Source organism: Microcystis sp. CS-574, from assembly GCF_028329095.1.
GTDB lineage: Bacteria > Cyanobacteriota > Cyanobacteriia > Cyanobacteriales > Microcystaceae > Microcystis > Microcystis ichthyoblabe_A.
Map to the genome: position 1 here is coordinate 1 of NZ_JAQMSY010000054.1, position 11,934 is coordinate 11,934.

The window sequence follows — 11,934 nt, forward strand, 5'->3', positions numbered from 1 at the left end:
CCCCACTACCCCACACCCCAATTCCCCACTTTTAAACAGGATTTAACACTACTTGCTCAAACGAGCCAAAAAATGATAGCTTCAGATATAGGAATAATCTGGTTAAGAAAAAAATGTCTTCCCTTGCCGCTTGCTGGCCTAAAAATATTTCTAAGTATTAGCAAAACTGACTGACTGTCAGCAGTTGAGCGGGATTTTTCCTAGCTCGCAGAACTCCAGACAAAGAAAATTAAGACAATTAAAAGGATTGCGTCTCTATTATCTCTCAGACGCTTCTAATCCAAAGAATTTGCGGGTTATCTTCAAATTAACCCCGTTTAACCCTATTTGTGGCTATCGATTATGGCTGAAAGTTATTTACTCAACAAACTGCAATCTGTAGAACAGACCTACACAGAATTAACCCGTCGTCTAGCGGATCCCGATGTCACCAGTAATCCGGGTGAATTGCATCGTCTGGCCAAATCCCGCGCTTCCCTAGAGGAAACGGTCAACACCTACGAAATTTGGCAAAAAAGTCAAGAGGATTTAATCGGTGCGAAACAAATCTTCAAAGAATCCGCCAGCGATCCCGAATTACGCGAAATGGCCGCCCTAGAAGTGGCAGAATTAGAGGCAAAAATCGCCACTTTGGAAGACCAATTAACAATTCTGCTGCTGCCCCGGGATCCCCTCGATGAAAAGAATATCATGCTGGAAATTCGCGCCGGGACCGGAGGTGATGAGGCCAGTATTTGGGCGGGAGATTTAGTGCGTTTGTACTCAAAATATGCCGAAACTCAAAAATGGAAAGTTAGCCTTTTGAGTGAATCTCCGGCGGATATGGGGGGATTTAAAGAGGCAATTTTAGAGATTAAAGGCGATAACGTCTATAGTAAGCTGAAATTTGAGGCGGGAGTCCATCGGGTGCAGCGGGTTCCTCTGACGGAAGCAAGTGGTCGCGTCCACACTTCCACTGCTACCGTGGCAATTATGCCAGAAGTGGACGATGTGGAAGTGCATATCGATCCCAAGGATATTGAGTTAACCACGGCTAGATCTGGGGGAGCAGGCGGTCAAAATGTCAATAAAGTGGAAACTGCCGTCGATTTAATCCATAAACCCACGGGAATCCGGGTTTTCTGCACCGAAGAGCGCTCGCAATTGCAAAACCGGGAACGAGCTATGCAGATTCTCCGGGCGAAATTGTACGATATAAAGTTACAGGAACAACAGGAAGCAGTCAGTTCCATGCGGCGCTCTCAGGTGGGAACCGGTTCCCGTTCGGAAAAAATTCGCACCTATAACTATAAGGATAATCGTCTCACCGATCATCGCTTAAATGAGAATTTTTCCCTCGATCGCATTTTAGATGGCGATATCGAAGAGGTGATTCAATCCTGTATCGCCAAGGATCAACAGGGAAAACTGGAGGAATTAGCCGCTGCCCAAGAGACAGCTTAATCAGTGATCAGTGATCAGTTACCAGTGAACAGTAAAAAGCTCCCCACTTCCGGCACTTTCCCCACTGGTGGGGGTGAGTGCGGGTGGGGACTGATGCCGGTTCCTTCAACTCACGACTAATTCTAAGCTTCCACTAAACGAAAAGCCGCACCCAAACCGACAGCGATCTCATCGGGAGAAATTTTCCCATCATGGTTAATATCGATCGCATCGAATACCGCATCGGTTCCCGCCCATTCTTCCCGGGTGATGAAACCATCGCCATCATGGTCATAGACTCGGAAAATATCTTCGGCGGCGTGTTCTAGGGTTGACTGACCTTCCAACTGGGTTAAACGTTGAATCAGCAATTGTTCTAATAATTCTAAAGCTTTGGTAAAACCTTGAATACCTTCCGCTAGTTTTTCAGAAGCCATGGCATCTTCGGCGTGCATTTTCTCAAAAGTCGCGTGATCCATGGCAATTTTGACAATATCAAGGGTTGCAGCCTGGTCTGGATCGAGCTTACGGGGTAAATCGGCTTCTGTCTCTTGCAATTGCTCGAGAAGTTTCGGGGAAATGGTTAAAAGATCACAACCGGCTAACTCGCGAATTTCGCCGATATTGCGGAAACTTGCCCCCATAACTTCGGTTTTATAGCCAAACTTTTTATAGTAGTTATAGATCTGGGTAACGGATTGGACTCCGGGATCTTCAGCGCCAACGTAGTCTTTACCAGTTTCTTTTTTATACCAATCGAGAATCCGACCGACAAAGGGAGAAATTAAGGTGACTCCCGCTTCCGCACAGGCGATCGCCTGGTGAAAACCGAATAATAGGGTTAAATTACAGTGAATTCCCTCTTTTTCGAGGACTTCTGCGGCTTTAATCCCTTCCCAAGTCGAGGCAATTTTAATTAAGACTCTTTCTCTAGAGATACCCGCTTGTTCATACTGGGAAATGAGATAACGGGCCTTGTCGATGGTAGCTTGGGTATCGTAGGAAAGACGAGCATCCACTTCGGTGGAGACGCGGCCGGGGACGATTTGCAGGATTTGCAGACCAAAACCGATCGCTAGGCGATCAAAAGCTAATGTGGCCACATCTTCCGGGGTGGCCTGCTTTCCCAATTCTTTTCTGGCCGCTTGCAGGGTTTGATCGACAATCGGCTGATATTGGGGCATTTGGGCCGCAGCCGTGATCAGGGAGGGGTTAGTGGTGGTATCTTGGGGGGTGAAAGCTTCGATCGCTTGGATATCGCCAGTATCGGCAACAACCACTGTAAATTCCCGTAATTGTTCTAGTAGGGTTTTAGCCATAACTTCTCCAGATGCGTGTTAACGCGAGACTTTATCTGGATCTTAGCGATTCGATCGAAAGGAAGGGGGAAAATTCCCGATTGATTTAATTCCTACCCACAGACCTGGCCAAAGTAAGGATAAGCTGGGAATCTTTTGGCCACTCCTTGCCCAAAGTCCTGTATTTGTGATAGTATTAGTGATTGTGTCGATTTAATAAAAGGGAGTTTATGCCCAAGCTAAAAACGCGAAAGGCGGCGGCCAAACGATTCGAGGCCACGGGAAGCGGCAAAAAAATCAAACGTCGCAAAGCCTTCAAAAATCACCTACTCGATCATAAAAGTGCCGAACGCAAGCGCCGTCGTTTGTCCCAGATTACCCTAGTGGACGAGCGCGACGAGAAGGAAGTGCGCTTAATGTTGCCCTATTTGTAAATTTTCCAGAAAAATCGTCTAAAGGATTATCATGTCTAGAGTAAAACGGGGGAATGTCGCCCGCAAGCGACGCAAAAAAGTTCTCAAATTAGCCAAAGGTTTTCGCGGTTCTCACTCGCGCCTATTCCGTACAGCTAACCAACAGGTAATGAAGGCCTTGCGGAATGCCTATAGAGACCGTCGCAAACGTAAACGCGATTTTCGTCGTCTTTGGATTACCCGCATTAATGCCGCGGCTCGTCAACAGGGCATCAGTTACAGCCAACTGACCGGACAATTAAAGAAAGCTAATATCCTCCTCAATCGGAAAATGTTGGCCCAATTAGCCGTCCTCGATCCCGTCGCTTTTGCTAAAGTGGTAGAAACAGCCAAAGGATAATTTAGCCCCAAGCATGACGGAAACTTGGCAAACGATTCAATTCCCCAGTTCAGAAAGTGCGATCGCTTTAGCGGGTCATCAAGAAGCTAACCTCAAATTGATAGCCAAGCAAACTGGGGCGAATTTAGTCCTCCGAGGGATGGAATTGCGGATTGCGGGGCAACCAACCCCGGTGGAGCGTGCCACAGCGATTGTGCGCTCCTTAAGTATTTTATGGCAAGAGGCCAAGTTAATCGCCGAAGCCGATATTATGACCGCTATCCATGCCCTCGATACGGGGCGTTCTAGCGAGTATAAAGAACTACAGCAGGATATTCTCGCTCGTACCCGTCGTGGGGAGCTAATTCGGGCAAAAACCTTCCGTCAGCGTCAATATATCCAAGCGATTCAAAGTCACGATATCACCTTTTGTATTGGACCTGCTGGCACGGGGAAAACCTTTTTAGCCGCCGTTTTAGCCGTACAGGCTCTATTAGAAGATAAAGTAGAACGGATTATCCTCACCCGGCCGGCCGTGGAAGCGGGGGAAAAATTAGGTTTTCTCCCAGGTGATTTACAGCAAAAAGTCGATCCTTTTTTGCGTCCCCTCTACGATGCTTTATACGAATTTATCGAAGCGGCCAAAATTCCCGACCTGATGGAACGGGGTAAAATCGAAATCGCTCCCTTAGCTTATATGCGGGGACGAACCCTAGCTAATGCTTTTGTTATCGTTGATGAAGCCCAAAATACCACCCCAGCACAGTTAAAAATGGTCTTAACTCGCTTGGGATTCGGTTCGCGCATGGTAGTAACTGGAGATGTCACCCAAACCGATTTACCGCAACCACAGGAATCGGGGTTAATTGCCGCTCAAAAAATCCTAAAATCAGTAGAAGGGATCGCTTTTTGTTACCTATCCCGGGCCGATGTGGTGCGTCATCCCCTAGTACAAAAAATCGTCTCAGCTTACGAACAGCACGAAAAATAACAGGCTCTTCTAGGTTCTGTGTGATAAGTTTAACTTACACAGGATCGATCTTTGTGTCCTTTGTGTCTTTGTGGTTCGCTCCACTCCCTCGCTCTTGAGTAATGTATCTTAGAATACATTTTACCCACCAAACCTGGGAGAGCCAATAACAGATTGTTGAGATAGTCGCTCTTGTACTCTTGCGAGAGAGTATAGAATTAGGTTAATTTAACGCGATGTGCAACTAAAAACGACAGAATCAGGGTTCCAGAGGATACTTTATCTCTGCTGATTTCTGAAAGCCTTGTTGTAAATCAAGACTAAAAATATAGTTGCACACCGAGTTTAATTTAGCTTTTTCCCCTTAAACTAAAACCGACAAAGACGTAGTTTAAAGCGTTTCGGTATCCCCAAACCTCAAGGAATTGATAACGCTGCCATCCTTTCACCGAGCCAGTCTGAAAAGCTCTTAGGGTATATAGTTGGTTAGCCCAGTTGTGATCGTTTGTTGTAGCATGGTGAACACAGTGCGCCCCTAGGCTAACTGGAAGGATGGTCAGCCGAATAAAGACTGCTCCTACTAATTCTATGTACCATTTTAACCACTCTAACCAGTGGTCCGAGTGCGGAGGATAAGCACCCAAATATAGGGCAAAAGATTTACCAATTACCTGAGATTTAGCTCCCTCATTATCATCGGCTTCATAGGCCCAATTATGCTCCGGTAGCTGTTGCAAGAGTGCGGCTGCATAGGTTCCGAGTTGGGTAAATACCGCCCAGAGTAAGCAGATTAAACAAGAATGGGTTAAACCCGCACAAACAGAGGCCAAGAAAAGCACAATCAGGGTGGCTATTTGATAGTTAATGGGAGCTTTAAGGAGATTAGTCAGGCGAGAAAGGAAGGTTTCTCCGTAAAACTTGGGAGAGAGTAATAACTTGCCCAAATTTTGCCAATAGAAGGCCTCTTCTTGGCCAAATTCAAAACCTAAATCTTCTACTAGGTAGGGGGTATTCCCTTTGTCATTCATGGTAGCTAGGTTTTTCGGCGGGTGGTGAATTAATAGGTGATCTTTTTTGAACAATGGAAAGGGCTTTTTCCCAGTAATTAAGGTAAGTAAACAACCTAAAAGATGGTTATAAGTGGGATATTGAGGGAAAAAAGCATTATGGGCGCAAAAGTGGGCTATTTCTTGCAATTGAGCCGCTCCAGCTACGGATAACACCCATCCTAGGGGTATTAATTGCCAGTGGCTAAGAGCGATCGCTAATCCTCCTATATACTGGAGTATGCCATAGAGTAATTCTAAGGAGGGGGTGCTTTTCCAGAGAGGGGGGGTAAGGTAGTAGCCTGTTAGCCAGTCAAAGAAAGCTTGTACGAGACGATTATCGCTGAGTTGGAGCATCCCTAGGCGTGGATTATCCCTTAAAGCCGATGCTTGTGTTGGGGTGGGTTTTTTCAGTATCATGACAGTAGAAAATAAGTTGTACTGTCCTGAAAATGGTTAAATAACCAAATTCAGGCGGTTTTATTAGCTGTGCAGCTGTTCAATTTCTCGGTAGTGCTGGATTAATTGCCCATCACTAAAAAACGGCTTTGGAGAGATTTCTATCTCGATGGCGAGATTAATTACCCAAGCTTCTTTGGGTACATACCCCAAGAGATTTTTTAGCCTCTCGGTTAGTGATTTAATCTGGTAGTTTGAGATGTACATAAGCTCTGAATTAGACTACACTTTTAGCTTATTTCTAGCCCTTTTAATTGTCGAGGTGGTTTTTGTAGCATTTAGTAGTCAACTTGCCAAAGTATCATTAAGTAGCTAAAAGTAGCATTTTGTGAATTGTATTCTTAAAAGGAGAACCACAAGTACAAATGGGAGATAGAAAACCTAAGTCTAAAAAACCAAGTGATCTGAATGAATCAGATTTTTTGGGCATTGTAATGCAGTTAGTTATAAAAGTAGATAATAAGGGATTATCTGATATACAAAAAATCTTAGTAAATGGATTTCGTCAAGATTTAACTTATGCTGAGATAGCAGAGAAAAATTACTTAAATTCAGAAAATCTTAGGAAAGAAGCAAATAAAAAATTATTTCCCTTGATTTCTAAAGCTCTCACAGAAGCTATGAAAACGCCTATAGAAGTTCAAAAGACCAATTTTATTACATTAATTGAGCATTGGAATGCTATCGATAACAAGGGTATCTCTGTAGAAAATAGTTTTGTTAAAAGCAAGACAAAAATTAATATATTTACAGAGCTTAAAAATAAATTGTCTGGACAACAACAAGCAGAACTGAATCTGATCATAAAGTCGTACTTGCCAGATAATGACAATGCTAATTTTGAAGAAATCATCGATAAAATCATAAATATTCGAGATGATAAAGATTTATTAAGAATACTTTTTAGACTTACTCAAGATAGCAGAATTAATAGCGACACTCGCTCATACATTGAACAAACAATACAGGAGTTAAAGAAACTATTAAATATTACTGACACAGATTACAATGCTTGGATAGCAGAGATACCAGCAATTAATCCAGAACCTGACAATCGAGAAAATATTAACAACTATCTAATTATCAAAATAGAGGAGAGTAAAAGTCAAGCAAATACTTTCCCTGAATATAAATTTGCTGCGTGTTTTCTACAGTTAAATACATCTCAAAGTCAAGGAAATAATTATATACCTCTTCCTGTAGATAGTAGCGTTAGCAAAGATGTTTATACTCAAAAAGATATAACGAACATTTTAACAAAAATTATTGAAGATTGTCATGAGCGAGGAGGTGCAAACTTAAATATTGAATTTTTCACCGATGGTAAGCTACTATATACTAACTTTGAATCTTGGGAATACAATTACTTTGATAGCCCAACTCAACTTAAGAGAGTATATTTTGTTAATGTTCGTTCTCTTATGAGATTGGAGAATAGATATCGGAATCGCCCAGTTTATAAAGATTGGAAAAGTAGATGGGAGAGATTAACAACAAATTCTATAGATACACAAACAGTTACTAACAGCGAGTCCTATTTGTGCCAAGAAACAACTCTATGGAGCAATCTTTGCGCTTCAACTCAAGAGGATTTAGAGCAATTATTTAAAAGAAGCTTAAAATATGGCATACCTTTAGTCGTTGGGTCGCGCTGTCATGCTCAGGAAGCAATTCACAGAACAGAAATTAATACACTCTTACAGGGTATTCAAATTAATCAATTGTCCACAAGAGTTCAAGAGGTGAGGCGACAATCACCAGATAATTTAGAAGATGAACCAGAACATCTAGGACATCATCTATTATGCTTTTTAGAAGACCCTAATCGGATGCCCCCCTTCCACTACTTAACATCTCAGCACCTAGGTTAACTAACTATGAGTTCATGGAAAATCTTTCAAGGCAATCATCAAAAACGCTCAAGGGATGAGATTCCCTGGCCAAAAATCCCACCCTGGCGAAGCTTCGCCACCAACAAATCCGAGGAGCGGGGAAAACAACTCATAGTTAACGATAAAACCATCGAAACCGTAAACGCAGCCATTCACCTACGCCGGCCTATTTTAGTCACAGGGAAACCGGGTACAGGGAAAACCTCCCTAGCCTACGCAATCGCCTACGAATTAGACTTAGGAGAAGTATTAGTCTGGCCAATTAATACCCGCACCACCCTACAAGAGGGATTATACTACTACGACGCGATCGCACGTTTGCAAGATTACCAATTAGAAGAAAAAAAAGACATAGGGCAGTATATCCGCTTGGGTCCATTGGGAACAGCCCTCTGTCCGAGAAATTATCCCCGGGTACTGCTTATCGATGAGATAGATAAAAGTGACATCGACCTACCCAACGACCTCTTAAACCTTTTTGAAGAGGGAAAATTTGAAATCACCGAACTTTCCCGACTCGCTAAAGATACCGAAAACCAACCAATACCAGTACAAACCCATGACGGTGAATGGGAATCCATCCCCCAAGGTAAGGTAAGCTGCCAACAGTTCCAGTTCCCCATAGTGATTATGACGAGCAACGGCGAGAGGGATTTTCCCCCACCCTTTAAACGTAGATGTCTGCCCTTAGAAATTCCCGACCCCACCCCAGAGGAACTAAAAAAGATAGTAAAAAGCCATTTTGACTATAAAGAGGCCAGTCCCGAAAGTAAAAAAATAGAAGCAGCGATCGCAGAATATGTTAAAAAACGAGAAAAAGGGGAACTAGCAACGGACCAGCTTTTAAACGCCGTCTTTATGAGCATGGGCGAAAATAAACCCACAGGTGCAGAATTAAAGTCCCTTACCAACCTACTATTTACCTATCTCACCGAAACAGGCAATAAATGACCCAAACCCCTCCCACACCAGAACTGATTGATAAATTTATCACCTTTGTCAAGGGCAGGGGATGGGACCTAGACAGTTACCAGATAGCTGATAGTTTATGGTGGTATGTTCTCACCCAAGAAGAGGAAGGAAAACCCCAACCCCGTCCAGAGCCTAGGGAAGAAAAGAAAGAAACCCCGACCGCTAAAAACCCCCCCCGGGAGAGTAAAAACGAAACCCAAGAGCCAGCAGCCCCATCCGATGAAGTTCCCTTAATACGGGAGACAGAGGCACAAAAACAGCCGGAGAAGATAGGCGCAGATACCCTACCCATTAGCATCCCCGATGCCAAATTCTGGCGAGAAACCCTAAAATTAGGGCGGGCAGTGCGTCCCCTCATCCAAAAGATAGACTCAGCCACCCAAAGACAAATAAACCTAAACAGCACCGTACAGAAATCGGCCGAGTATAGCATCGGCAAGAAAGATGGCAGTTTAGCCCTAATACCCGTTTACCAAGCCAAAAAAGTCCGTTCCCTAGAGGTGGTTTTACTGATTGAAGAATGGGCCTCCATGGTCTTTTGGAAAGAAATGGCCGGGGAAATCCGCGATTGGCTAGAACAAATCGGGGCCTTTCGGGATGTCAAACTCTACCGCATCGGATGGGACGAAGACAGGCAAAATTTAGCCATCCGTACCTACTCTAACGATACTTGCTCAATTCACCCAAAAGATCTCATCCATCCTCGTGGCGAAAGACTTATCCTCTTCTACAGCGATTGTACTTCCCCAGACTGGTATCAAGGACGCTATAACCAAGCTTTTCAGGACTGGGGAAAACACCAAATCGTCACCCTGCTTTCTCCCTTCCCGGAAGCAATGTGGGAAAGAACCGCCCTTAGTCGAGGTTGGTTCGTCTCCCTAGTCAACCAAACCCCCCGGAAACCTTCACAAAACTGGAGATTTACCTCTATCCCCCTGCTACTACAAATTGAGAAGGAAGAGGAAAATCAACATATTCTCAGAGAAACAATCCAAAAAACCTACTTTCCCCTACCCACCATCTCCCTAACCCCTTCATCCTTAAAAGCTTGGGCGCTCGTTGTCAGTGGTGACAGCAACGCCACCTGTGCGGGGGTACTACTAGAAAAATCCCCCCAAAACAGAGAAATACCCGCAACTATTTCTCCGGAGATGTCTAGGAAACAAGCTCTAGAACTATTCGCCAGTACCGCCTCACCTCTAGCTTGGGAATTACTGAAAAAATTAGCCGCAGCCCCGGTAAATCTTCCCATCATCCGTCTTATCCAAAGCCAACTTTTAAGCGCCTCTAACCCCCTAAACATAGCAGAAGTCATCCTTAGCGGTTTTCTCAAAGTCTATCTAGGAGGGGAACCAGTGAAGTGGGACAAAGGAGGTAAATTTAACTTTCATACTCCCCCCAACAGCCTAGATTTTGAATTTGATGATGAGGACAGAGAGCTTCTGCTCACTGAACTAGGGAATAGCCGCGCCTTAGAGGTAATTTTTGTCCTCTCGGAATACATCGCCCAAAAACTTAACCTGAGTACCACCACCTTTTTTGGTCTTATTCTTACCAATCCCCAAGTTCTCCTCGGCAAAGAAGCAGCTAATCTAGTCCGCGCCTTTGCCAAGGTGTCTGCTAAGGTTTTCCAAAAGCTAGGGGAAGCAAAGTACCAAGAAATTAGCCAAAAGCTGCAATCTATGGTTGACTCACCTCCACCCCTACCGGTTGAGGAAAAGTGGCTGAGGAAATATAAAACCGTAACCATAGCTAAGGTAAAAGAGCTTACGGGAGGAGAGGAAATATTGTTTCAACTGCTCAAGCATAGACTTAAGGATTTCAGCGTAGAAGATGGCGAACTGTATCAGCGCCTTCGTTTAACCCCTGAGCAGCTTAAATTTTTGGCAAGCGAAGAAATAACCGCCGAGACAATGCCAGTCCAGTTTAGGGAAGTCTTGGATAACACAGAAGAAGAAATCATCACCCAGAAATTTAACCTAACCCTGTTCAAGTCTGAAACCGTTTTTGTGGATGAGACGGGACAAATTACCGCCAAAGAACCCGTGAGAGCCTTCTACTTTGAAGAAAATCCCCCCAGCTTAAAAATGCTCTATATTCCTTCGGGGGAGTTTTGGATGGGAACCGAAGCGGAGGAAATAGCGCGGCTAGTGGAAAAATACAATAGGGATTGGTTCAAACGAGAATCCCCCAGACATTTAGTAAAAATCGCTCCGTTTTACCTAAGTCAAACTCCGATTACCCAAGCTCAATGGTTATATATTGCCCAAAGAGAAGATTTAAAAGTAGAGCGAGATTTAAACCCAGAGCTATCGATGTTTAAAGGCAGCACAAACCCCGTTGAAAGGGTATCTTGGTTAGATGCCGTAGAATTTTGCCAAAGGCTCTCTAAAATGACCAAGAAACAGTATCGGCTACCCAGTGAGGCGGAATGGGAGTATGCTTGTCGTGCTGGAACCACCACCCCCTTCCACTTCGGAGCAACCCTCACCTCAAATTTAGCTAACTACGATGCTACGGAACGCTTTGCTAGGGAACCAGCAGGAGAATATCGTGCGAGAACCACCCCCGTGGGGCAATTTCCCCCCAATGGTTTTGGTTTGTATGATATGCACGGAAATGTCTGGGAGTGGTGTCAGGATGACTTCCAAGAAAATTATCGACGCGCACCTAATGATGGTAGTGCTTGGCAAGAAAAGAGCAAAAAACAGCAAAATCAGGCAAATAAAGCTCTGCGGGGCGGTTCTTGGTTCAACGATCCAGATAGCTGCCGTTCTGCTTACCGCGCCGACCGCAACCGCCGCGACAACTACTACTACAACTTCGGTTTTCGGGTGGTGTGCGGTGCTGGGAGGACTTTGTAACCCTTTTTCTCTTTTTTTCCTTTTTACCCTTTTTCTCTTTTTCGATTTTTTTGAACAAATGTACTATATGAGGTTGGCTGATCAGTAGCTGGTTATAATTAAATTGAAGATGGGTTTTAGGTTTTCCCCTTATCAAGGTAGGGTTGATTCATGAATCAACCCTACAATCAAACCTAGGGGTAGGGGGGATCAAACCCCCCTTATCAAGGGGGGCAGGGG

10 protein-coding genes are annotated in these 11,934 nt (G+C 44.2%); 8 read left to right on the forward strand and 2 right to left on the reverse strand.

Annotation, left to right across the window (positions count from 1 at the left end; translation table 11 throughout):
• Nucleotides 1–184 precede the first annotated feature (184 nt).
• Nucleotides 185–382 carry a hypothetical protein gene (locus PN470_RS22090; RefSeq protein ID WP_002791989.1) on the forward strand — a complete coding sequence of 66 codons (198 nt, stop codon included), beginning with the start codon at nucleotides 185–187 and terminating at the stop codon, nucleotides 380–382.
• The gene (prfA, locus tag PN470_RS03735; RefSeq protein WP_002755037.1) at nucleotides 343–1,443 is read left to right on the forward strand and encodes a peptide chain release factor 1; all 1,101 of its coding nucleotides are present in this window, start codon (nucleotides 343–345) and stop codon (nucleotides 1,441–1,443) included. The genes PN470_RS22090 and prfA overlap by 40 nt, the downstream gene beginning before the upstream one ends.
• Before the next feature lie 122 nt (nucleotides 1,444–1,565).
• On the opposite strand, the gene PN470_RS03740 is transcribed toward prfA, so the two are convergent.
• On the reverse strand, nucleotides 1,566–2,741 hold the full coding sequence (locus tag PN470_RS03740; RefSeq protein WP_272103705.1) for a transaldolase: 1,176 nt from the start codon (nucleotides 2,739–2,741) through the stop codon (nucleotides 1,566–1,568).
• A 209-nt stretch (nucleotides 2,742–2,950) separates the two neighbouring features.
• On the opposite strand from PN470_RS03740, the gene rpmI reads away from it, so the two are divergent.
• Genes rpmI through PN470_RS03755 form a run of 3 tightly spaced genes read left to right on the forward strand, consistent with a single transcriptional unit; the run spans nucleotide 2,951 to nucleotide 4,503 of the window.
• Complete coding sequence (gene rpmI, locus PN470_RS03745) at nucleotides 2,951–3,154, forward strand: 50S ribosomal protein L35 (RefSeq protein ID WP_002740108.1); 204 nt, start codon at nucleotides 2,951–2,953, stop codon at nucleotides 3,152–3,154.
• 31 nt (nucleotides 3,155–3,185) lie between these two features.
• Nucleotides 3,186–3,533, forward strand: a complete 348-nt coding sequence (rplT, locus tag PN470_RS03750; protein ID WP_002739593.1) for a 50S ribosomal protein L20 — start codon at nucleotides 3,186–3,188, stop codon at nucleotides 3,531–3,533.
• Nucleotides 3,534–3,546: 13 nt separating this feature from the next.
• Complete coding sequence (locus PN470_RS03755) at nucleotides 3,547–4,503, forward strand: PhoH family protein (protein ID WP_016516067.1); 957 nt, start codon at nucleotides 3,547–3,549, stop codon at nucleotides 4,501–4,503.
• Between the two features lie 329 nt (nucleotides 4,504–4,832).
• On the opposite strand, the gene PN470_RS03760 is transcribed toward PN470_RS03755, so the two are convergent.
• Nucleotides 4,833–5,948, reverse strand: coding sequence for a fatty acid desaturase (locus tag PN470_RS03760; RefSeq protein ID WP_103111425.1), 1,116 nt, complete (start codon nucleotides 5,946–5,948; stop codon nucleotides 4,833–4,835).
• Nucleotides 5,949–6,352: 404 nt separating this feature from the next.
• On the opposite strand from PN470_RS03760, the gene PN470_RS03765 reads away from it, so the two are divergent.
• From PN470_RS03765 to PN470_RS03775, 3 genes are read left to right on the forward strand one after another with little or no spacing between them, the layout of a single operon-like run.
• The gene (locus PN470_RS03765; RefSeq protein ID WP_272103709.1) at nucleotides 6,353–7,858 is read left to right on the forward strand and encodes a VMAP-C domain-containing protein; all 1,506 of its coding nucleotides are present in this window, start codon (nucleotides 6,353–6,355) and stop codon (nucleotides 7,856–7,858) included.
• Between the two features lie 6 nt (nucleotides 7,859–7,864).
• On the forward strand, nucleotides 7,865–8,830 hold the full coding sequence (locus PN470_RS03770) for an AAA family ATPase (protein WP_272103711.1): 966 nt from the start codon (nucleotides 7,865–7,867) through the stop codon (nucleotides 8,828–8,830).
• Complete coding sequence (locus PN470_RS03775; protein ID WP_272103713.1) at nucleotides 8,827–11,715, forward strand: formylglycine-generating enzyme family protein; 2,889 nt, start codon at nucleotides 8,827–8,829, stop codon at nucleotides 11,713–11,715. The genes PN470_RS03770 and PN470_RS03775 overlap by 4 nt, the downstream gene beginning before the upstream one ends.
• Nucleotides 11,716–11,934: the final 219 nt, after the last annotated feature.

Bases quoted from the DNA above. Each gene is read 5' to 3' on its own strand.
- PN470_RS03755 (WP_016516067.1), top strand. From the start codon at position 3,547: ATGACGGAAACTTGGCAAACGATTCAATTCCCCAGTTCAGAAAGTGCG.
- prfA (WP_002755037.1), top strand. From the start codon at position 343: ATGGCTGAAAGTTATTTACTCAACAAACTGCAATCTGTAGAACAGACC.
- PN470_RS03740 (WP_272103705.1), bottom strand. From the start codon at position 2,741: ATGGCTAAAACCCTACTAGAACAATTACGGGAATTTACAGTGGTTGTT.
- PN470_RS03770 (WP_272103711.1), top strand. From the start codon at position 7,865: ATGAGTTCATGGAAAATCTTTCAAGGCAATCATCAAAAACGCTCAAGG.
- PN470_RS03760 (WP_103111425.1), bottom strand. From the start codon at position 5,948: ATGATACTGAAAAAACCCACCCCAACACAAGCATCGGCTTTAAGGGAT.
- PN470_RS03775 (WP_272103713.1), top strand. From the start codon at position 8,827: ATGACCCAAACCCCTCCCACACCAGAACTGATTGATAAATTTATCACC.
- PN470_RS03765 (WP_272103709.1), top strand. From the start codon at position 6,353: ATGGGAGATAGAAAACCTAAGTCTAAAAAACCAAGTGATCTGAATGAA.
- rplT (WP_002739593.1), top strand. From the start codon at position 3,186: ATGTCTAGAGTAAAACGGGGGAATGTCGCCCGCAAGCGACGCAAAAAA.
- rpmI (WP_002740108.1), top strand. From the start codon at position 2,951: ATGCCCAAGCTAAAAACGCGAAAGGCGGCGGCCAAACGATTCGAGGCC.